At 69.5% G+C, this 19,289-nt stretch carries 20 protein-coding genes; 6 read left to right on the plus strand and 14 right to left on the minus strand.

The genetic code is table 11. The features are described from left to right. From mnmD to C882_RS12335, 3 genes are all read right to left on the minus strand, one after another. Positions 1 to 743: tRNA (5-methylaminomethyl-2-thiouridine)(34)-methyltransferase MnmD (mnmD, locus tag C882_RS12330; protein WP_152415322.1), on the minus strand; the 743-nt coding region annotated here is incomplete at its 3' end. 57 nt (positions 744 to 800) lie between these two features. Then, positions 801 to 971 (minus strand): hypothetical protein, encoded by a 171-nt coding sequence (locus C882_RS25025; protein ID WP_009540942.1) that lies wholly within the window; start codon positions 969 to 971, stop codon positions 801 to 803. Positions 972 to 1,062: 91 nt separating this feature from the next. Further along, positions 1,063 to 2,211 carry a zinc ABC transporter substrate-binding protein gene (locus C882_RS12335; RefSeq protein ID WP_009540943.1) on the minus strand — a complete coding sequence of 383 codons (1,149 nt, stop codon included), beginning with the start codon at positions 2,209 to 2,211 and terminating at the stop codon, positions 1,063 to 1,065. 89 nt (positions 2,212 to 2,300) lie between these two features. Here C882_RS12335 and C882_RS12340 point away from each other — a divergent pair, with 89 nt between their 5' ends. The 5 genes from C882_RS12340 to C882_RS12360 all read left to right on the plus strand — a co-directional run bounded on the left by C882_RS12340 (position 2,301) and on the right by C882_RS12360 (position 5,755). After that, positions 2,301 to 2,837 carry a Fur family transcriptional regulator gene (locus C882_RS12340; protein WP_009540944.1) on the plus strand — a complete coding sequence of 179 codons (537 nt, stop codon included), beginning with the start codon at positions 2,301 to 2,303 and terminating at the stop codon, positions 2,835 to 2,837. Next, on the plus strand, positions 2,834 to 3,643 hold the full coding sequence (locus C882_RS12345; protein WP_009540945.1) for an ATP-binding cassette domain-containing protein: 810 nt from the start codon (positions 2,834 to 2,836) through the stop codon (positions 3,641 to 3,643). The genes C882_RS12340 and C882_RS12345 overlap by 4 nt, the downstream gene beginning before the upstream one ends. Beyond that, positions 3,640 to 4,443, plus strand: a complete 804-nt coding sequence (locus C882_RS12350; protein WP_009540946.1) for a metal ABC transporter permease — start codon at positions 3,640 to 3,642, stop codon at positions 4,441 to 4,443. Before C882_RS12345 ends, C882_RS12350 begins: the two co-directional genes overlap by 4 nt. A 120-nt stretch (positions 4,444 to 4,563) precedes the next feature. After that, positions 4,564 to 5,142 (plus strand): YceI family protein, encoded by a 579-nt coding sequence (locus tag C882_RS12355; RefSeq protein ID WP_009540947.1) that lies wholly within the window; start codon positions 4,564 to 4,566, stop codon positions 5,140 to 5,142. A gap of 73 nt (positions 5,143 to 5,215) precedes the next feature. Next, on the plus strand, positions 5,216 to 5,755 hold the full coding sequence (locus C882_RS12360; RefSeq protein ID WP_009540948.1) for a cytochrome b: 540 nt from the start codon (positions 5,216 to 5,218) through the stop codon (positions 5,753 to 5,755). A 31-nt stretch (positions 5,756 to 5,786) separates the two neighbouring features. On the opposite strand, the gene C882_RS12365 is transcribed toward C882_RS12360, so the two are convergent. From C882_RS12365 to pflB, 9 genes are all read right to left on the minus strand, one after another. Next, positions 5,787 to 6,872: a peptidoglycan-binding domain-containing protein gene (locus C882_RS12365; RefSeq protein ID WP_009540949.1), complete on the minus strand. Its 1,086-nt coding sequence runs from the start codon at positions 6,870 to 6,872 to the stop codon at positions 5,787 to 5,789. A 9-nt stretch (positions 6,873 to 6,881) separates the two neighbouring features. Further along, positions 6,882 to 7,538: a NapC/NirT family cytochrome c gene (locus C882_RS12370; RefSeq protein ID WP_009540950.1), complete on the minus strand. Its 657-nt coding sequence runs from the start codon at positions 7,536 to 7,538 to the stop codon at positions 6,882 to 6,884. Beyond that, positions 7,538 to 8,035: a nitrate reductase cytochrome c-type subunit gene (locus tag C882_RS12375; RefSeq protein ID WP_009540951.1), complete on the minus strand. Its 498-nt coding sequence runs from the start codon at positions 8,033 to 8,035 to the stop codon at positions 7,538 to 7,540. The genes C882_RS12370 and C882_RS12375 overlap by 1 nt, the downstream gene beginning before the upstream one ends. A 15-nt stretch (positions 8,036 to 8,050) precedes the next feature. Next, entirely contained in the window at positions 8,051 to 10,546 is a 2,496-nt protein-coding gene (gene napA / locus C882_RS12380) for a nitrate reductase catalytic subunit NapA (RefSeq protein WP_009540952.1), read from the minus strand. Then, positions 10,543 to 10,863: a chaperone NapD gene (locus C882_RS12385; RefSeq protein WP_009540953.1), complete on the minus strand. Its 321-nt coding sequence runs from the start codon at positions 10,861 to 10,863 to the stop codon at positions 10,543 to 10,545. The genes napA and C882_RS12385 overlap by 4 nt, the downstream gene beginning before the upstream one ends. Next, positions 10,860 to 11,384, minus strand: coding sequence for a ferredoxin-type protein NapF (locus tag C882_RS12390; protein ID WP_009540954.1), 525 nt, complete (start codon positions 11,382 to 11,384; stop codon positions 10,860 to 10,862). Before C882_RS12390 ends, C882_RS12385 begins: the two co-directional genes overlap by 4 nt. 12 nt (positions 11,385 to 11,396) lie before the next feature. Beyond that, positions 11,397 to 11,582, minus strand: coding sequence for a periplasmic nitrate reductase, NapE protein (locus C882_RS12395; protein WP_009540955.1), 186 nt, complete (start codon positions 11,580 to 11,582; stop codon positions 11,397 to 11,399). A gap of 100 nt (positions 11,583 to 11,682) precedes the next feature. Further along, positions 11,683 to 12,447, minus strand: a complete 765-nt coding sequence (gene pflA, locus C882_RS12400; protein WP_009540956.1) for a pyruvate formate-lyase-activating protein — start codon at positions 12,445 to 12,447, stop codon at positions 11,683 to 11,685. Continuing rightward, on the minus strand, positions 12,434 to 14,704 hold the full coding sequence (gene pflB / locus C882_RS12405; RefSeq protein ID WP_009540957.1) for a formate C-acetyltransferase: 2,271 nt from the start codon (positions 14,702 to 14,704) through the stop codon (positions 12,434 to 12,436). The genes pflA and pflB overlap by 14 nt, the downstream gene beginning before the upstream one ends. 365 nt (positions 14,705 to 15,069) lie before the next feature. On the opposite strand from pflB, the gene C882_RS12410 reads away from it, so the two are divergent. After that, the gene (locus C882_RS12410) at positions 15,070 to 17,064 is read left to right on the plus strand and encodes a Kelch repeat-containing protein (protein ID WP_009540959.1); all 1,995 of its coding nucleotides are present in this window, start codon (positions 15,070 to 15,072) and stop codon (positions 17,062 to 17,064) included. A 24-nt stretch (positions 17,065 to 17,088) separates the two neighbouring features. Here the strand turns inward: C882_RS12410 and C882_RS12415 are convergent, their stop codons facing one another. Both C882_RS12415 and C882_RS12420 read right to left on the minus strand, forming a co-directional pair. Continuing rightward, positions 17,089 to 18,210 carry a DUF1513 domain-containing protein gene (locus C882_RS12415; RefSeq protein ID WP_009540960.1) on the minus strand — a complete coding sequence of 374 codons (1,122 nt, stop codon included), beginning with the start codon at positions 18,208 to 18,210 and terminating at the stop codon, positions 17,089 to 17,091. A 4-nt stretch (positions 18,211 to 18,214) separates the two neighbouring features. Next, positions 18,215 to 19,282: an imelysin family protein gene (locus C882_RS12420; protein WP_009540961.1), complete on the minus strand. Its 1,068-nt coding sequence runs from the start codon at positions 19,280 to 19,282 to the stop codon at positions 18,215 to 18,217. Positions 19,283 to 19,289 lie beyond the last annotated feature (7 nt).

Consider the following 19,289-nt stretch of genomic DNA (forward strand, 5'->3'; position numbering starts at 1 on the left):
GGCGCCGGGGCGGCGCGGCGGAACCAGGGCGCGGGATCGGCGGGCGGCGCGGCGGCGGGCGCCAAGCAGCCGGCGAGGCTTTCGCGCTTGTGGCCGAAGCCGCGGCGCTTCTCCAGGCGGAAGCCGGCGGCGGTCAGGTCGCGGCGGACCTGCCCGGCGGCGGTGAAGGTCGCCACCCGCGCGCCCGGTGCCGACAGGCGGGCGATGTGGTGGAAGACGCGGGCCGTCCACATTTCGGGATTGCGGCTGGGCGCGAAGCCGTCCAGATACCACGCATCCACCCGGGCGGAGGCGCCGGCCAGCATGTCTTCAACGGGGCCGAGCAGCAGGTGCAGGGTCACCCGTCCGCCGTCCAGCACCAGCGGATGGTGGCCGGGATGCAGGATGGGCCAGGCGGCGACCAGCGCGGGGGCCTCCTCCGCCAGTTCGGGAAAGGCGGCCAGCGCGCGGGCCAGGGCCTCGGCCGGGAGCGGGTAGCCTTCCACCGACAGGTAATGAAGGCGCGCGGAGGCGGGCGCCGTCTCGCGCCAGAGCTTCCAGGTCAGCAGGAAGTTGAGGCCGGTGCCGAAGCCGGTCTCGCCGATGGTGGTCAGGGCGCGGCCCCGCCACAGGTCGGGTGCGCCGACGCCGTCCAGGAAGACGTGACGGCTTTCCGCCGCGCCGTCCTCTGCGGAGAAATACACGTCGCCGAACCGCGCCGAGGCCGGCGTGCGCGCGTTGCGCCAGACGATGTCCTCCGCCACGCGGGCGCCTCCCTCTTCATGAGTTCGGCGCCCTTATAGCGGGGGCGGGGGCGCGGCTCAACCGTGCGCGGCGGGTCCCGCCACGGGCTTGGGCGCCAGCAGGTGGGCCAGGTGGTGCAGAATCCGCCCGAGGCCAAGGCGCCGTGCGCGGCGGCGGGCACCGTGACGCAGGTGGGCCGGGCGGGTGTGCGTCGCCATGGCGCGCCACAGCAGCAGGTCCGTGTTCATCCGTGCCTCCCATTGTTTTTCTTCTATGGGAGAAACACGCTAGCACGGGCATTGGATGCACGGTGCACCCATCCGGCGTAGCCGCGAGGGCTCACTCGGCGGAGAGGCAGCCGACCAAAGCGTCCGCCATGTCGCGCAAGAGGGCGGCGTAAAGGTCAGCGCCGGGCGCAAGATCGCTGCCCAGCGGGTCCAGCACGCCGGTGCGGGCGTCGGTATCCTCGGTGACCGTGGCGATCAGGCGCGGCTCGAACTGGGGTTCAGCGAAGACGCAGGCGGCGTTGCGGTCCTGCACGGTGTCGCGCAGCTCGGCAAGGCGACGGGCGCCGATGGGGCGGCCGGGTTCGACGGTGATGGAGCCCACGGGCGACAGGCCGAACCGGTGCTCCAGGTAGTGGTAGGCATCGTGGAAGACGATGTACGGCACATCCGAAACCGGCGCCAGGCGGTCGCGCAGGTCGGCCTCCAGGGCCTCCATGTCGGCAGCCAGGGCGTCGGCGTTGGCGCGGTAGGTGGCGGCGTTGGCGGGGTCGACCTCGGCCAGGACGGACGCCATGGCGCGGCCCATGGCGGCGGCGTTGCGCGGGTCGAGCCAGATGTGGCTGTCGGTATGGCCGGGCAGTTCGGCGGCGTCGGCATCAAGTGCCGCCATGGCCGGGATCAGACCGGCACCGGCGTCAGCTTCGGCATGACCGTGGGTGTGCCCTTGGTCGTCGTGCCCGTGATCGTCGTGGGCGTGGTCGTCGTGAGCGTGGTCTTCGTGCCCGTGGTCGTCGTGCCCGTGATCGTCATGAGCGTGCTCATCGTGCCCATGGTCGTCGTGCCCATGGTCGTCGTGCCCATGGTCGTCGTGCCCATGGCCGTGATCGTGCGCCTCCCACACGCCGCCCTCGCGGGTGTGCAGCAGGGTCAGGTCCGGGGCGCTCGCCAGCGCCACCACGCGGGCGTCCTCCGCCAGCGTGTCGACCGACTTCGAAAGGAAGCTTTCCAGAGGCTGGCCGATCCAGAACACGACGTCCGCCTCGCCCAGCGCGCGGGCGTCGGAGGGCTTCAAGGAATAGTCGTGGGGACTCGCGCCCGGCGGCAGCAGGAGCGTCGGCTCCCCCACGCCCTGCATCACCGCCGCCGCCAGGGAATGCAGCGGCCGCACGGTGGCCACCACGTCGGGCGGTGCGGCCAGGGCGGGCGCGGCGGCGGCCATGGCGGCGGCGGTTCCAGCGGCAAGGGCGAGGCGGCGGATCATGAACGAAGCTCCTGAAACGGGCGTTGCGACGGTGATTGATACAATATAACATTGCGATCCAGCGTCATCCTGTCCAGAAACTTTTTGCCATGTCCTCACGCCTTCGCACTGCCGGTCCCTTTCCGGGCCCCGACCATGACCACGCCGCCTGCGTCACCCGCGGGCTCGATGCGGCGGAAGCGCGCTGCGCCGAGGCCGGCGCCCGGCTCACGCCCCTGCGCAAGCGGGTGCTGGAGCTGCTGCTGGCCGAGGGTCATCGCGCCGTCGGAGCCTATGACCTGCTCGACCGCCTGGCGGACACCGACGATGGCGGCAAGCGTCCGGCACCGCCGGCCGTCTACCGCGCGTTGGACTTCCTGGTGGATCAAGGCCTGGCCCACCGGCTTGCCAGCGTGAACGCCTTTATCGGCTGCGCCTGGCCCGACGCCGCCCATCGGCCGCAGTTTCTCATCTGCCGGGACTGCCGTGCCGTGGCGGAACTGGACGGGGGCGGGCTGGCGCGCAATCTTGACGCGGCGGCCGAGGCGGCCGGCTTCACGCTGCTCGACGCGGTGGTGGAGGTCGGCGGCCTGTGCCCCCGGTGCCGCCCAGACGAAACCTCTGACCCGGACGCCGCTTCCGCATGACAGAGCCCCTCATCGCCGCGCGCGGCCTGGTGTTCGCCCGCGACGGCCAGACCATCCTCGACGGCGTGGACATCCGTGTGAACCCTGGCGAGATCGTCACGCTGGTCGGCCCCAACGGCGCCGGCAAGACGACGCTGGTGCGCGTGCTGATCGGACTGCTTTCGGCCGATGCCGGCTCGGTCGAGCGCCGGCCGGGGCTTACGCTCGGCTATGTGCCGCAGAAGCTGCACCTGGACCCGGTGCTGCCGCTGTCGGTCAAGCGCCTGATGACGCTCACGCGCCGCGCCTCCCGCGCACAGGTGGAAGAGGCGCTGGCCGAGACCGGGGCGGCGCACCTGATGGGCAAGAGCATGGCGGAACTGTCCGGCGGCGAGACGCAGCGGGTGCTGCTGGCGCGCGCGCTGCTGCGCGACCCCGACCTTCTGGTGCTGGACGAGCCGACCCAGGGCGTCGACCAGTCCGGCCAGGCGGAGATCTACGAGTTGATCCGCCGGGTGCGGGAGCGCCACGATTGCGCGGTGCTCATGATCAGCCACGACCTGCACGTGGTGATGGCCGCCACCGACCGGGTGATCTGCCTGCAGCGCCACGTCTGCTGCCACGGTGAGCCGCGGGCGGTGGCGGGCAATCCGGAATACCGCCGGCTGTTCGGCGACCTGGCGGCGGAGGTGGCGATCTACCGCCACCACCATGACCACGACCACGACCTGCACGGCAACCCGGTGCCGCCCCACGACCCGGCCGCCTGCAACGATCCGACCCACGGCCATGTTCCGCACGTCCCGGCCGGGGAGCGGATGCCATGATCCTGCTGGAGGACTTCATCCTGCGCGCACTGGCCGCCGGCCTGGGCGTCGCGCTGGTGGCGGGGCCGCTGGGCTGTTTCGTGGTGTGGCGGCGCATGGCGTACTTCGGCGACACGGTGGCGCATTCGGCGCTGACGGGCGTCGGGCTGGGATTGCTGCTGGGCGCCGACCCGGTGATCGGCATCATGGCCGTCGGCGCGGTGCTGGTGGCGTTCCTGACCATCCTGGGACGGCGCGGCCGGCATGCCTCGGACACGCTTCTGGGCATCTTCAGCCATGGTACCCTGGCGCTGGGCGTCATCCTGCTGGCGAGCATGGAGACGGTGCGGGTCGACCTCATGGCCTATCTGTTCGGCGACATCCTGGCGGTGATGCCTGCCGACCTGGCCTGGATCTGGGGCGGCGGACTGGCGGCGCTGGCGGTGCTCTTGTGGCTGTGGCGCCCGCTGCTGGCCGCCACCGTCTCGCCCGAGGTCGCCCAGGCCGAGGGCGTGCCGGTGACGGCCGTCCAGGTCGCCTTCATGCTGGTGATCGCCGTGGTGGTGGCGGTCGCCATGAAGATCATCGGCGTGCTGCTGATCACCGCCATGCTCATCATTCCCGCCGCCACGGCCCGTCGCTTCGCCGCCTCGCCGGAAGCCATGGCCGCCATCGCCGCCGGGCTGGGCGCGGCGGCCGTCGTGCTGGGGCTGGTCGGCAGCGCCAACTGGGACACGCCGGCGGGACCGTCGGTGGTGGCGGCGGCGGTCGGACTCTTCGCCCTCAGCCCGCTGGTCGGCGTTCTGCTCGGCCGGCGCTGAGGCGGCCATTGGCGTTTTTCGTTTCCTGTGCGGAAACAGTCGGTTGCCATTTGCCCTGTTTCCCGCAGGCAGGAGAACGCATAGCCTGGAGTCATGATCCATTTCCGGAGGATGACCCTTATGCTGCGTTCCAGCGTTTCCGCCCTGGCCGGTGCCGGCCTCGCCCTTGCCATGACCGCCGGCCTGGCCCAGGCCGCCGAATACGAGATCGACCCGGCGCACTCGTTCGTCGAGTTCAAGATCCCGCATCTCGGCTTCAGCATCATGGACGGCCGGTTCAACGACGTTTCCGGCACCTTCACCTATGCGCCGGAAGAGGGCGAAGGCGCCCAGGCCATCACCGTCGTGATCCCGACGGAGAGCGTCGACACCAACCACGCCGAGCGCGACAAGCACCTGCGCAGCGAGGACTTCCTCAACGTGGAGGAATACCCCGAAGCGCGCTTCGTCAGCACCGGCTTCACCGGCGATGAGACCGGCGGCGTCATGACCGGCGACCTGACCCTGCACGGCGTCACCAAGCCGATCGAGATCCAGGTCGAGAAGGTGGGCGAGGGCGAGGACCCGTGGGGCGGCTATCGCGCCGGCTTCATCGGCACCACGACGCTCGACCGCAACGACTTCGGCATCTCCTACGATCTTGGCCCGGCCGCCGAGACCGTCGACATGACCCTGATGATCGAGGGCGTGCGGCAGTAACCGCCGAAGCGGGGCGGCGCGCCCCTCACAGGGCGCCGCCCCGGCCTTCGTTTCCACGCGCCGGGAGACCGTCATGCGGCTGCGCAATTCCGAGGACCGCTACGGCCTCGTCGCCAAGCTGTTCCACTGGATCATCGCCGTCCTGATCATCGGCCTGATCGGGCTCGGCTGGTACATGGTGGGGCTGACCTACTACGACCCCCTCTACCACGACAGCCTGTCGTGGCACCGGAGTCTGGGGCTCATCGTGCTGGCGCTGGTCGTGGCGCGGCTGGGCTGGATGCTGGCGGACCGGCGGCCGCGCCCGCCATTGTCCCTGACCCGCTTCGACATGATCGCCTCGCGCACGGTGCATCTTGTGCTGGTGGCGCTGATGGTGGTGATGCCCGTCAGCGGCTACCTGATCTCTACCGAGGCGGGCGACCCCGTGCCGGTCTTCGGCCTGTTCTCCGTCCCGGCGGTGATCGAGGTTTCGGACACCCTGCGCGACCTCGCGACCGAAGTGCACTTTTACACTGTCTATGGGGCCGCGGCGCTGGTCGCCCTGCATACGCTGGCGGCGCTCAAGCATCACTTCATCGACCGCGACGACGTGCTGCGCCGGATGGTGTGACACCCGGCGCGGCACATCGACGGCGGTTCGATCAGCGCTCCTGGATTTCGCGCAGGGCCCGCTCGCCCAGCAGGCGGAACAGCTGCTGCGTCGGGTCCTCGGCCTGCTGGGGCCCGGCCTCCGGGGCCTGGATGTCCGACTGCCGCAGGTCGGCCAGAAGCTCCTCGGTCGGCTGGCCGTCCACCGGCAGGCCGCGCTGCTCCTGGTAGGTGCGGATGGCGTCCGCCGTCTCCGGCTCCACCCGCTCGTTGATGGGGCCGACCGTGTAGCCCTTGTTGGTGAGCGCGATCTCGATCTGCTCCACCACATTGTCGGGCGTGCGGCTGGGCGCCGGCTCGTCCACCGGGGGGTCCTCGATCAGCACCAGCAGTTCCGCCGAGGGCTGGCCGGTGGGCGGCAGGTTCATCTCGCGCTGGACGTCGCGGATGGCGGCGCGCGTGCGGGCGTCCAGTTCGCCCGTGATCGACAGGTTTTCATAGCCGCGCCGCTTGAGCGCCAATTGCACGTCCTCGACCAGCGCCGGATTGACCGTGTCCCCGGCGGTGGTCCGCGGCTCGTCGGCGAGGCGGCCGGCGCGGTCACGCAGGGCGGTCAGGGTGCGCGTATCCATTTCGCCGGTGGCCCGCAGGCCGGCATCGCGCTGCAGGGCGCGGATGGCGCTGCGGGTTTCCCAGTCCATGCGGCCGTCGATGGTGCCCGGGTCATAGCCGGCGCGGGCCAGGCCCCGTTCGATTTCGCGCACGCGGGCGACCTCGTCGTCGATGGCGGGCGGCGAGGCCATGCGGGCGGTCAGGTATCCCTGGCGCTCCAGCGCGCGGTAGAGCGCGGTGTTGGGGCTGCCCGTGACCGACAGGTTGTTGTCGCGCTGGAAGGCCTGGATGGCCGACCGGGTGCCGCGGCCCATGATGCCGTCGATGGGGCCGGGGTTGTAGCCGGCCGCCGACAGGGCGCGCTGGATATCGGCGGTGGAGTAGGTTTCCGTCCGCTGCGCAGCAGTGCGCTCGCCGGCGCTCCACTGCGTCTGGCCCTGGCTTTGCGCCAGGGCGCCGGGCGGCGCGGCGGTGGCGGACAGTGCGGCCGCAAGCGCGGCGGCAGAGGCGGTGAGGGCGATCTTCATGGCGATCTCCTAATGCTCCAGGCGTTCTTCCGGCCCCTGCGGGCGGCCCGGCGAGGGCAGGTCGGGATCGGTCCATCCCGGCGGAACGCCGCTCATGTCGGGCAGCTTGTGGGCGATGCCCTTGTGGCAGTCGATACATGTCGCCTTGCCGGCAAACAGCCATTCCTCGTGGACGCGCGCCGCGCGGGGCGACTGGCGCGTGATGTCCATGGCGACTTCGCTGTGGCAGTTGCGGCATTCCAGGCTGTTGTTGGCCTTCAGCCGCTTCCACTCGCGCTGGGCCATTTCCTTGCGGTGGGCGGCGAACTCCTCGGGCTCGTCGATGGTGCCGAAGACCCAGCCCCAGACCTCCTTTGAGGCCTTCATCTTGCGCGCGATCTTGTCGGTCCATTCGTGTGGAACGTGGCAGTCCGGACAGCCGGCGCGCACGCCAGAGCGGTTGGTGTCGTGAATGGTGCCCTGAAGCTCGGCGTAGACGTAGTTCTCCATGGAGTGGCAGCTGGTGCAGAAGGTCATTGTGTTGGTGGCTTCCAGCGCGGTGTTGAAGCCGCCCCAGAACACCACGCCGGCGACGAAGCCCCCCAGCGTCAGCGTGCCCAGGCTGAGCGTGCGGGGCGGGCGCCGGATGGTCCGCCACAGGGTTTTCAAGCGGTCGCGCCACGCCATCAGTCGCCGCCCCCCTGGGCCTCGTCGATGGCAAGGGTGCCGATCTCCATGAAGGTGTTGGGGATCGGCGGCACCGCCTTGGTCTGCGGCACATGGCACTGGCGGCAGGTGTAGCGCCGGGGCGCGACACCGGCCAGCATCTGCTGGTCACGGTCCATGAAGTGGGTGACCGAGATCATGGGCGCCTGGACGCGCGGCGCGAACTCCCGCGCATGACAGGTCAGGCATTTGTTGGTGTTCAGGTCGATCTGGTAGTCGCGGATGCGATGCGGGATGACCGGGGGCTGTTCGGGATAGCCGCGCCGCACGCGCTGCTCGTCGACGACCTCCGGCGGCATGGGATCGGCCGGCGTGACCTGCGGCAGAGGGTTCGGCCCGGTCAGCGGATGGGTCGGCTCCAGCCCGTCCTCCAGCCCGCTCTGGGCCAGCGCGGCCGAAGCGGCGCCGGCGGCGACCAGCGCCAGGGCGGCCGACAGGATGGTCTTGCGGGTCCACATGGCGCGGCTCCTTCCTCAGACCGTGACGACGCGGACGGCGCACTTCTTGAAGTCCGTCTGCTTGGAAATGGGATCGGTGGCATCCAGCGTGACCTTGTTGATCAGCACGCGGGCGTCGAACCATGGCACGAAGATCAGGCCTTCGGGCGGGCGGTTGCGGCCGCGCGTCTCCACCCGCGCGCGGATGGCGCCGCGCCGGCTTTCCACCTGCACCTCGGACCCGCGGCGCAGGCCCCGTCCGCGGGCATCGTCGGGGTGCATGTAGACCAGCGCCTGCGGCACCGCCTTGTAGAGCTCGGGCACCCGCATGGTCATGGAGCCAGAGTGCCAGTGCTCCAGCACGCGGCCTGTGACCAGCCACATGTCGTATTCGTCATCCGGCGGCTCGGCCGGCGGCTCGTAGGGCAGGGCGAAGACGCGGGCCTTGCCGTCCTTGTTGCCGTAGAAATAGTAGTCCTCGCCGTCGGGGACGTAGGGGTCGTAGGCGGCGTTGAAGCGCCAGCGGGTCTCGTCGGCGTCGACCACCGGCCAGCGCAGGCCGCGGGTGTCGTGGTAGACGTCGAACGGCGCCAGGTCGTGCGCCTTGCCCAGGCCGAAGACGCGGTATTCCTCGAAAAGGCCCTTCTGGATGTAGAAGCCGAAGTCCTCGGCCTCGTGATTGCCGAAGCCCTCCTCGATCTCGTCGTTGGAGTAGCCGGCCACGGTGTCGTTGGCGAACAGCACCTCGAACAGCGTCTTGCCGCGGTACTCGGGGTTCGCGGCCAGGATGTCCTCGGGCCACACTTCATCGGTGGTGAAGCGCTTGGAGAACTCGGCGAACTGCCAGAGGTCGGACTTGGCCTCGCCGGGGGCGTCGACCAGCTGGTGCCAGAACTGGGTGCGGCGCTCGGCGTTGCCGTAGGCGCCTTCCTTCTCCACCCACATGGCCGCCGGCAGGATCAGGTCCGCACCCTGGGTGGTGACGGTGGGGTAGGCGTCCGAGACCACGATGAAGTTGTCGGGATTGCGGTAGCCCATCCAGGTTTCGTTGGCGTTGTTGGGCGCGGCCTGAAGGTTATTGTTGGTGCTGACCCAGTAGCAGTTCAGCTCGCCGTCCTTCAGCTTGCGGTCCTGGAGGACGGCGTGGTAGCCGGGCTCGGGGTTGAGCAGGCCCTCGGGAATCCGCCAGATCTTTTCCGCCGTGGCGCGGTGGACGTCGTCGGTGACCACCATGTCGGCGGGCAGGCGGTGGGCGAAGGTGCCCACCTCGCGCGCGGTGCCGCAGGCCGACGGCTGGCCGGTCAGCGAGAAGGGGCCGTTGCCGGGCTGGCTGATCTTGCCGGTCAGCAGGTGCAGGTTGTAGACGAGGTGGTTGATCCACACGCCGCGCACGTGCTGGTTCATGCCCATGGTCCACAGCGACATGACCTTGCGGTCGGGGTCGGCGTAGGCCTCGGCCAGGCGCTTGAGCTGGGCCTCGCGCACGCCGGTCAGCTCGGCGGTGGTTTCCAGCGTGTAGTCCGAGACGAACTGCTTGTAGGTCTCGAAGTCGATTTCCTCGGACCCGGCGGCCTGCCGCGCCATGGCGGCCTTCATCTGCAGCGGGTGTTCGGGCCGCAGACCGTAGCCGATGTCGGTGTTGCCACGGCGGAAGGTGCAGTGCTTCTGCATCCATTCCTCGTTCACGTTGCCCGACTGGATGATGTGGTTGGCGATGTAGTTGGCGATCGCCAGGTCCGTGCCGGGACGGAAGATGATGGCGTCGTCCGACAGGTCCGTGCTGCGCTGGTGGAAGGTGGACATCACCAGGATTTCGGAATCCGGCTTGCTCAGGCGGCGGTCCGTCAGGCGGGTCCACAGGATGGGGTGCATTTCCGCCATGTTGGCGCCCCAGAGCACGAAGGTGTCGGCGTGCTCGAAGTCGTCGTAGCAGCCCATGGGCTCGTCGATGCCGAACGCGCGGATGAAGGTCACCGCCGCCGACGCCATGCAGTGCCGCGCATTGGGGTCCAGGTTGTTGGAGCGGAAGCCCGCGCGCATCAGCTTCGACGCCGCATAGCCTTCCCACACCGTCCACTGGCCGGAGCCGAACATGCCGATGGCGGTGGGGCCCTTTTCCTCCAGCGTCTTTTTCCACTGGCGCGCCATTTCGTCAAAGGCGCGGTCCCAGGAGACGGGCGTGAACTCTCCGTCCTTGGCGTATTCGCCGTCACGCATCCGCAGCATGGGCTGTTCCAGCCGGTCGCGGCCGTACATGATCTTGGACAGGAAGTAGCCCTTCACGCAGTTGAGGCCGCGGTTGACCTCGGCCTTGGTGTCGCCATGGGTGGCGACGACGCGGCCGTCCTTGACGCCCACCATGACGCCGCAGCCGGTGCCGCAGAAGCGGCAGGGTGCCTTGTTCCACTTGACCTCCAGTTCCTCGCGCGAGACCAGGGGCTGCGCGCTGGCTGGAAACGACACGTTGGCGACGGCCGCCGCCGCGGCTGCGGCCTTGGCCTTCAGGTAGTCACGCCGCGAAAACCCGGTCATGGCGCGGTTCCTCCCTCGCTGGGCTGCTGTTCTGGTTCGGTGGTGCCGCCGGCGACGTCCCGCTCCAGGGCGTCCAGCGGTTCGAAGTGGTGGTAGATGAGCGACACCGACATGACACCGTCCATCAGCGCGATGGCGTCCAGGCGCTCGACGATGGCGTGCTCGGTCTCTGTCTCCAGGGTCGCCACCAGCTTGCCGCCCTCGGCCACCGGGATTTCCACGCCCGGCATGGTGCGCGTGATGCGCTCGCATACGGCGTCGGCGGTGTGGGGCTGGGCGTGAATGATGGCGCTGGAGATGTGGACGCAGTCCTTCATGCCGGGGCTCCTTCCAGTGGATGGATGGCGATGGCGTCCGCCGGACAGACGGAGACGCAGGCCCCGCAGGCGGTGCAGGCGTCGAGGTCGAGGCTGGGTCGGGGGGCGCCGCCGCGCACCAGGGCGAAGCGGATGGCGCGTTCCGGGCAGGCGTCGCCGCAGCTCTGGCACATGACGCCGGCCTCGGCCAGGCAGCTTGCGCCGATGGAGACCAGCGCCGCGAACGGAGGCGTAGCGGCGGAATCGGGGTCGGGCGCGGCGAAAACGCCCTTCGAGCAGGCCGTGGCGCAATCACCACAGAAGGTGCACTCGCCGCTGCCGTTGCGGAAATCCACTTCGGGGAAACCGCCCGTACCGACCTTGAGAATGCCTTCCGGGCATGCCGTCAGGCAGTCGCCGCAGCGCGTGCAGCGGTCGGCGATGTCGTCCTCCCGCGCCCATGGCGGGCGCAGGGGCGGCGGTGTGTCGGGTTTCCTCAGGCCAAGCAGGCGGCGGCGCCCAAGACTGGGGGATCCGGACATGGCGCCGGCCTCCTATACCGGATAGTCCGGCGGGCCCGGCGGACCGGTGATGGATTGGTACATCCAGATGACGAAGCCGGTGCCGGAGACGACACCGACGGCGATGACGGGCCAGATCAGGATGGCAAGGAAGATGAAGGCAAAGATCTCGCGGCGTCGGTCCTGGCTCTTGGTCGCCGTTTCCGTTTCAGTAGACATGACAACAACCCTCCCTGCCCATCAACAGGGCAGGGCGTGCGAGCGTTGCGGATGATCTGTATTTCGAAAATTACGGGCATCTAATGGACGCATGTGCCAATCAATGCGTCGTCAGCCCTTGCGCGCGAAAGATCTCGCGCACCCGCTCCGCCTCCTCGGGGGTGGGCGGCTGCGTATCGGCCAGCGGATAGGCCATGCTCAACTGCGCCCACTTGTAGGCGCCCATGTCGTGGTAGGGCAGCACGTCCACCCGCTCCACGGTACCGAGGCCGGCGGCGAACTCGGCCAGTCCCTCGATTTCTGCCGTGATGTCCGTCAGGCCGGGCACCAGCACGTAGCGCAGCCAGATGGGCTTGCCCATGGCGGCCAGGCGCTCGGCGAATTCCAGGGTCGGACGCAGGGGCGCGCCCGTCAGGCTCTGATAGGTCTCTTCCGAGAAGGCCTTGATGTCCAGCAGCACGAGGTCCGTCTCCGCCAGCAGGGCGTCGTCGGCGTGGCTGCCGAGGAACCCCGAGGTGTCGAGCGCCGTGTGCAGGCCGAGCGCCTTGGCGCCGTGCAGCACGGCGCGGCAAAACGCCGGCTGCACCAGCGGCTCGCCGCCGCTCAAGGTCACGCCGCCGTGGGCCCGCTTGAGGAACGGCGCATACGACGCGATCTCGGCGACGACGGCGTCGGACGTCTCGCGGTGGCCGTCGTGCATGTGCCAACTGTCGGGGTTGTGGCAGTAGCGGCAGCGCAGCGGGCAGCCCGACAGGAACAGGACGTAGCGCAGGCCCGGCCCGTCCACCGTGCCGCCGGTTTCGGTCGAGTGAACCCAGCCGACGACGGAGGGAACGGGCTTGCCCTGACCGCTAGTGTTTGGCATGGAAGGTCCGGTTGATGACGTCAAGCTGCTGCTCCCGCGTCAGCTTCACGAAGTTCACGGCATAGCCCGAAACCCGGATGGTCAGTTGCGGGTACAGTTCCGGGTGGTCCATGGCGTGCAGCAGGGTCTCCTTGTCGAAGACGTTGACGTTGATGTGGTGGCCGCCGGCGCCGACGTAGCCGTCGAGCATGCCCGTCAGGTTGGCGATGCGCTCCTCCTCCGTCGCGCCCAGGGCCGAGGGCACGATGGTGAAGGTGTAGGAAATGCCGTCCTGGGCGTGTTCGTAGGGCAGCTTGGCGACGCTCGCCATGGAGGCCAGCGCGCCCTTGTGGTCGCGCCCGTGCATGGGATTGGCACCGGGCGCGAAGGGCTCGCCCGCCTTGCGGCCGTCGGGGGTGGAGCCGGTCTTCTTGCCGTAGACCACGTTGGACGTGATGGTCAGCACCGATTGCGTCGGCACGGCATCGCGATAGGCCTTCTGCTTGCGCAGGACGCCCATGAAGGTCTCCACCAGCCACACGGCGATGTCGTCGACGCGGGCGTCGTTGTTGCCGAAGGCGGGATAGTCGCCCTCCACCCGGAAGTCGGTGGCAAGGCCGCGGTCGTCGCGCACCACCGTCACGCGGGCGTGCCGGATGGCCGACAGGCTGTCGGCGACCACCGACAGGCCGGCGATGCCGCAGGCCATGGTGCGCAGGACGTCGCGGTCGTGCAGGGCCATCTCCAGCCGTTCGTACATGTACTTGTCATGCATGAAGTGAATGGCGTTCAGCGCGTTCATGTAGACGCGCGCCAGCCACTCCATCATGGGCAGCAGTCTCTCCACCACGGCGTCGTAGTCCAGAACGTCGTCGGTGATGGGCGCGAAGGCCGGCGCCACCTGGTCGCCCGACACCTCGTCGCGGCCGTCGTTGATGGCGTACAGCAGCGCCTTGGCCAGGTTGGCGCGGGCGCCGAAGAACTGCATCTGCTTGCCGATGCGCATGGCCGAGACGCAGCAGGCGATGCCGTAGTCGTCGCCCCAGTAGGGCCGCATCAGGTCGTCGTTCTCGTACTGCACGGAACTGGACTTGATGGAGGTCTCGGCACAGAAGTCCTTGAAGCCCTGCGGCAGGCGCTCCGACCACAGGACCGTCAGGTTGGGCTCGGGCGCAGGCCCCAGGTTGTGGAGGGTCTGCAACATGCGGAAGCTGGACCGCGTGACCAGCGGGCGGCCGTCGAGCGCCATGCCGCCCAGGCATTCGGTCACCCAGGTGGGGTCGCCGGAAAACAGTTCGTCGTACTCGGGCGTGCGCAGGAAGCGCACCATGCGCAGCTTGATGACGAACTGGTCGATCAGTTCCTGCGCCTCGGCCTCGGTCAGGGTGCCCTCGGCCATGTCGCGCTGGATGTAGATGTCCAGGAAGCTGGAGACACGGCCCAGCGACATGGCCGCGCCGTTTGCCTCCTTGATGGACGCCAGGTAGGCGAGGTAGGTCCACTGCACCGCTTCCCGCGCCGTGGCGGCGGGGCGGGACAGGTCGAAGCCGTAGATGGCGCCCAGCTCCTTCAGCTCCTCAAGCGCCCGGATCTGCTCGGCGATCTCCTCGCGCAGGCGCAGGACGGCTTCGTCCAGGACGGTCACGTCCAGCGATCCCATCTGGTCGCGCTTGTCGGCGATCAGGCGGTCGGCACCGTAGAGGGTCAGGCGGCGGTAGTCGCCGATGATGCGGCCGCGGCCGTAGGCGTCGGGCAGGCCGGTGATCAGGCCCGACTTGCGGCAGCGCAGGACCTCGTCGGTGTAGACGTCGAAGACGCCGTCGTTGTGGGTCTTGCGCAGGCCGGGAAACACCTCCTTCAGGCGCGGCGACGGCGTGAAGCCGTAGGCCTCCAGCCCGGTCTTGACCATGCGCCAGCCGCCGAACGGCATGATCGCCCGCTTGAGCGGCTTGTCGGTCTGAAGGCCGACGATCACCTCCAGGTCGCGGTCGACGTAGGCGGCCGGGTGCGCGGTGATGGACGACACCATTTCGGTGTCGGCATCCAGCACATGGCCCTTGGCGGCGCGCTCCTGCCGGAGAAGGTCGGACACCTTGTCCCACAGGGCGGCGGTGCGCTCCGTCGCCCCCGCCAGGAAGCCGGCCTCGCCCTCGTACGGCGTGACGTTGCCGAGGATGAAATCGCGCAGGTTGATCTCGCGCTGCCAAGTTCCCGGCGTGAAGCCGCGCCACGGGTCCTCGGCGGTCGCACGTTGTTCGGTGTCGGAACGGAGGGACATCGCTGCGGTATTCATGATCGGTCCTTGCGCAAAGAGGGGCCGCGACCTGCTCCGGCCGTGCGGCGCAGCCTTCCCGGTAGCTTTCCAACGGCCGTTCCGGGGCGGCGTTCTCGGACTAAAGGTTTACTACACCAGGGAACGGCCATGAAGCGGTATCGATCCCACACTAACCCGAACCCGCCGACGAAAAATGAGAAGAAACAGTGATATAGACCGCGGTCCCCGAGTTTCATGGTGCTGTCATGCGCCACGCGCAGCACATCCCGACAAAGTGCGCTGAACCGCCGGCTCGGGACGCTCCCTGAACGGACCTGGTGGTTCGACCGTTGGGTCTCAACTGCGACCAGCGTGCAGGGGAGAAGGTCATGCAGGGTGCTCCTCTTGTCGCCGCCCTCGTTTCGGGACTTGTTGCCGCATCGGGCCCGGCCGCGGCCGAGATGGTCTATCTGCACCAGGAGGGCGACAGCCGCCGTGTCGCCCTCGCCAAGGATGACGGAACGCTGGTCCGTCTTCTCACCCCGGCGGATCAACAGGCCTACCACCCCGAGATCAGCGCCGACGGGCGTCACGTCGCCTATTCCATCGGCACCATCACGCGCGAGCGGGTGGACGTGGCGATCCATGTTCAGGACCTGGAGACGGGCGACGTGGAGGTCTGGACGCCGTCGGGCGATCAGTACATCCACGCGGAGTTCTCGGGCGACGGCCGGTGGCTGGCCTACAGCGGTCCTGTCGGCGCCGAGGGAACGGACGGTGGCGCGCCGCGGCAGGCCATCAGCCTGATCGACCTGCACGCCGCCCGCGCCGCCGGCCCGGCGCGCACCGAGGTCCGCGACGGGCGGACTTGGCGCTATTACGAGCCGGCGGTGGAGACCCTGCCGGGCGAGGCCGACGCCTTCTTCCCGGCCCTGGCGGCCAACGGGGGCTTCGTCGTCTATCACCGCACGCACGACACCAGGAGCCATGAAACGGCCAAGGAACTGGTCCTGTACGACCGCCGCGACGGCTCCACCAGGCGGCTGACGGAGGCGGGCGGCCACGCCATGGTTCCGTCGCTGTCGTGGGACGACCGCACCGTGGCCTTCGCGTCGACCGAAACAGGTCAGTGGGACGTCCACGTCATCGACCTGTGGACCGATGAGCGGTGGCGCGTGACCGACACGCCGGAGAAGGAATTCACGCCCGTCTTCGCTCCCGACGGCAGCATCACCTACACCCGCATTGCGGATGGCGATGCGCCGGAACTCGACCTCTACCGCATTGCGGCGGAACAGGTGTTCGACAGGGAAAAGGCCGCGCAGCCGACGCCTTTCGTCGCCGAGCCGCAGGTGGCCGAGTACATTCCCGCCTTCAGCGGCGCGACGGACCTGGTGATGGAGCAGGTCGCGGAACTGCCGGAGCCTGCGCGGTCCTCCTTCGGAGCCGCCACCCACAAGGGCAAGGTCTACGTCGCCGGCGGTCACCAGGGCGCCGAGCACCGCTACCCGCCGGAATCCTTTCTCGATCGCCTGGACATCTACGACCCGAAGACCGGAACGTGGCGCCAGGGGGCTTCCATGAGCGTGCCTCGGCACGGGTTCGAGATGGTGGCGCACGACGGCTATCTCTACGCCTTCGGCGGGTTCGCCTACTCGGCCGAGCATGATCCCGGCTGGCGGTCGCTCGACATCATCGAACGCTACGACATCGCCGCCGACCGGTGGGAGGTTCTGGACGCGCGCCTGCCGCGGCCCCGGTCCTCGAACGTGGCCGCGGCCGTGGGAGACACGGTGTTCCTGATCGGCGGCTGGGACAGCACGCCCCAATCACCAGGGGACAAGGAGGGTGACTTCCACGCCGAGATCGACGTGTTCGACCTGAAGTCCGAAACGGCGTCCGTCTCCGAGCACAGGCTGCCCGACCCGTTGCGGCGGGCTTTCACCGGCGTCGTCGACGACGGTCGGATCATCGTGCTGGGAGGCATCACGCAGGGGCGGTCGCACTTCGATTGGGTGGACCGCGCCAGCGCCTTCAATCCCGCCACCGGCGCATGGAGCGACCTTGCGCCGCTGCCATTCCCCACCTTCGCGCCTGGGGCCGGCGTGTACGGCGGCACGCTCCATCTGTTCGGCGGCATGACGCCCAACGGCCGGTACCGCAACACCATCTATGCGCTCGACCTGTCGTCTCCCGACGCCTGGGCGAACACGGGACGCTATCTGGCGGAGGAAAAGGGGTTTCCGATCGTCTCGCGCCATCCGGATGGGGGGCTGCTCATCATGGGCGGTCACAGCTACGGTTATGAGGACGGCGCCCGCACCGACAGCCCCGTCGCCACCGTGACGCGCGTGCGCTCCACTGCCGCCGACGATGCGCAATAGGGCGCGGGACCCGGTCCAGCGCCGTCAGCCGCGCAGTGTCAGGTGGTTGTCCCATCGGCGGTCGTCGGGCATGGCGGGCAGGGCAGCGGCGCCGCCGCTCTCCCAGCGCCAGGCGCCGCCGGCGCCGCTGGTGATGACGAAGCCGGCTCCCTTGGGCGCGGGCGCGACGCCGCAGCCGTCGGCAACGTCCGTCGAGCCCAGGAAGCCCTTGGCCTCCAGGTCCCAGAACGTCACCAGCCCGCCGCGCGGAGCCGAGACGGCGGCGATCGAGCCCGACGGGTCGACCGTGGCACTGCCGCAGTAGTTCCGCATCCGGCCCTGGACGGCATCGGGAGCGGCGAGAAGGCTCAGGTCCGCCCCGCGCTCGTGCATGGCGACCAGCGGCGGCGTGCGGTCGGCCGGGCCCTGCCACTGCTGGACGCAGAGCACGCGGCCCTGCGGCGTCACGGCGAGATGGCGCATGCTGTTCAAATTCAGCGCCTCGGGCTGGCGCGCCTGCTCCAGCACCCGGCCGTCACTGGCGTCCAGGTAGGTGAGCGAGGGGTCCATGGTGTCCAGGTTCAGCTTGACCCGGGCCATGTCCGGGTGTGTGCGGATGCCGCCGTTGGCGACGACGAGCGTCCGGCCGTCGGGCATAAGGCGCATGTCGTGCGGGCCGATGCCGCCGCTGTTCATTTCCCCGATGCGGCGGAAACCGTCGGTCGCGTCGTAGACGCCGATGATGCCGGCGGCCTCCTCGTCATAGGCGTTCTCGGTGACGTACAGCAGGCCGCCGTCGGCGCTGAAGGTGCCGTGGCCGTAGAAATGGCGGCCCGGGACGGAGTCGATGGTGCGCAGCACGCGGTTCTCGGCCACGCTCGCGATCACCACGAACCGGCCGGGCCGGCGCGCGAAGACCGCCACCGTGTCGCCATCGGGATGCAGGGTGCAGCCGTGGGCGCGATCAGGCACGGCAATGTCCATGACCACCGTGCCGTCGGCCGTGAAGGCGGAGAACCGATGCCCGCCGTCGCGCCCGGTGTTGGCGCTGAGGTAGAGGCCACGATCCTCAGCCGCGGACAGGCGGCGCAAGGGCAGGGCGGCGGTCATCATGCCGGCGGCTCCAACGGCCCCGGCGGTGAGCAGGGAGCGGCGGCTCAGCGGCATGGCGTCAGTCCCCGTCCAGGCTGTTGAACCCGAGCGACAGGCCGAGCGCCGAGGCGACGCGGGTGGCCAGAAGCTGTTGCAGGGCGCGGACCTGCGTCGCCAGCTTCTCCACTTCCGCCCGGCGCGCGGGATCGGTGACGGCCTCCCCCAGCGGTCCGTCGATGCCCTGCGCGGTGGCCCGCGTCTGGGTGAAGGCACGGCCCATGAGGTCGGCCAACTCCGGCTCGGCGTTGGCGAGCGCGGGCGCGAACATCAGGTCGAACCCGTCCGCCATGGCCTCGACGCTGGCGGCAATGCCGCGCAGCGAGCGGCCGGACAGGCCGGATTCCGCCTTGGCCGGGTCGGCGTCCTCGGCGGAGTCGCCCATGACGGGCAGCAGGCGCTGGTCGCGGATGGACTGCAACTGGGTCGTCAGGCCCGTAAGCACGATGCCTGCCAGGTCCGCGTCATCGGCCACCAGGTCGGCGGCGGCAGGGTCGCGGAAGGCGGCGGGCCACGGGTCGTCCGTCTCGCGCCAGTTGGTCTCCAGGTTCTCGGCGATGGCGGCCACGTTGGCGGTCACGGCCTCCAGCAGCCGGCAACGGTAGGCGCCGTCGTCGGTACCGTCCGCCAGCGCATCCGCCTCTGCGCCGAATGTCAGGCGCTCCACCATGGGCAGGCCCTGGATGGCGACGCTGGCAAAGGTCAGTCCGTTCTCCGCCAGGATATCCGTCGGCTGCTCGCGCAGCAGCGCCCCCAGTTCGCGCTCCACCACGTTGCGCGGGTCGGGCCAGAACTGAAGGCGGAAGCGGCGGTTGAAATTCTCTATGGGGCCATAGGTGACGTGCTGCACGCCGGCCCAGGCGTCCATGGCATCGTGATAGGCCGCCCGCACCGCCTCCAGGTCCGCCGTCGCCGGCCCGGCGCACAGGGTGGCGGCGGCCTCGTGCAGGCGGTCCGCCGACTGGTGCAGGGCCGCGTGGCGCGGCTGGATGTGGTCGGTCAGCACCGTTTCGGTCGGAAAGTCCGGTGCGGCGGCGAGGGCCGGAGCCGCCCACAGCAGGGCGACGCCGGCAGCAAACGTGCGGAGCATGATCGGC

The organism is Caenispirillum salinarum AK4 (genome assembly GCF_000315795.1).
Taxonomy (GTDB): Bacteria; Pseudomonadota; Alphaproteobacteria; order Rhodospirillales; family Rhodospirillaceae; genus Caenispirillum; species Caenispirillum salinarum.

Excerpts from the sequence above, each read along its gene's own strand:
- C882_RS12355 (WP_009540947.1), top strand. The coding sequence starts at position 4,564 with ATGCTGCGTTCCAGCGTTTCCGCCCTGGCCGGTGCCGGCCTCGCCCTT.
- C882_RS12340 (WP_009540944.1), top strand. The coding sequence starts at position 2,301 with ATGTCCTCACGCCTTCGCACTGCCGGTCCCTTTCCGGGCCCCGACCAT.
- pflB (WP_009540957.1), bottom strand. The coding sequence starts at position 14,704 with ATGTCCCTCCGTTCCGACACCGAACAACGTGCGACCGCCGAGGACCCG.
- C882_RS12420 (WP_009540961.1), bottom strand. The coding sequence starts at position 19,282 with ATGCTCCGCACGTTTGCTGCCGGCGTCGCCCTGCTGTGGGCGGCTCCG.
- C882_RS12335 (WP_009540943.1), bottom strand. The coding sequence starts at position 2,211 with ATGATCCGCCGCCTCGCCCTTGCCGCTGGAACCGCCGCCGCCATGGCC.
- C882_RS12345 (WP_009540945.1), top strand. The coding sequence starts at position 2,834 with ATGACAGAGCCCCTCATCGCCGCGCGCGGCCTGGTGTTCGCCCGCGAC.
- C882_RS12365 (WP_009540949.1), bottom strand. The coding sequence starts at position 6,872 with ATGAAGATCGCCCTCACCGCCTCTGCCGCCGCGCTTGCGGCCGCACTG.
- C882_RS12390 (WP_009540954.1), bottom strand. The coding sequence starts at position 11,384 with ATGTCCGGATCCCCCAGTCTTGGGCGCCGCCGCCTGCTTGGCCTGAGG.
- C882_RS12375 (WP_009540951.1), bottom strand. The coding sequence starts at position 8,035 with ATGTGGACCCGCAAGACCATCCTGTCGGCCGCCCTGGCGCTGGTCGCC.
- C882_RS12415 (WP_009540960.1), bottom strand. The coding sequence starts at position 18,210 with ATGCCGCTGAGCCGCCGCTCCCTGCTCACCGCCGGGGCCGTTGGAGCC.
- pflA (WP_009540956.1), bottom strand. The coding sequence starts at position 12,447 with ATGCCAAACACTAGCGGTCAGGGCAAGCCCGTTCCCTCCGTCGTCGGC.
- C882_RS12395 (WP_009540955.1), bottom strand. The coding sequence starts at position 11,582 with ATGTCTACTGAAACGGAAACGGCGACCAAGAGCCAGGACCGACGCCGC.
- napA (WP_009540952.1), bottom strand. The coding sequence starts at position 10,546 with ATGACCGGGTTTTCGCGGCGTGACTACCTGAAGGCCAAGGCCGCAGCC.
- C882_RS12360 (WP_009540948.1), top strand. The coding sequence starts at position 5,216 with ATGCGGCTGCGCAATTCCGAGGACCGCTACGGCCTCGTCGCCAAGCTG.
- C882_RS12370 (WP_009540950.1), bottom strand. The coding sequence starts at position 7,538 with ATGGCGTGGCGCGACCGCTTGAAAACCCTGTGGCGGACCATCCGGCGC.
- C882_RS12385 (WP_009540953.1), bottom strand. The coding sequence starts at position 10,863 with ATGAAGGACTGCGTCCACATCTCCAGCGCCATCATTCACGCCCAGCCC.
- C882_RS12350 (WP_009540946.1), top strand. The coding sequence starts at position 3,640 with ATGATCCTGCTGGAGGACTTCATCCTGCGCGCACTGGCCGCCGGCCTG.
- C882_RS25025 (WP_009540942.1), bottom strand. The coding sequence starts at position 971 with ATGAACACGGACCTGCTGCTGTGGCGCGCCATGGCGACGCACACCCGC.
- C882_RS12410 (WP_009540959.1), top strand. The coding sequence starts at position 15,070 with ATGCAGGGTGCTCCTCTTGTCGCCGCCCTCGTTTCGGGACTTGTTGCC.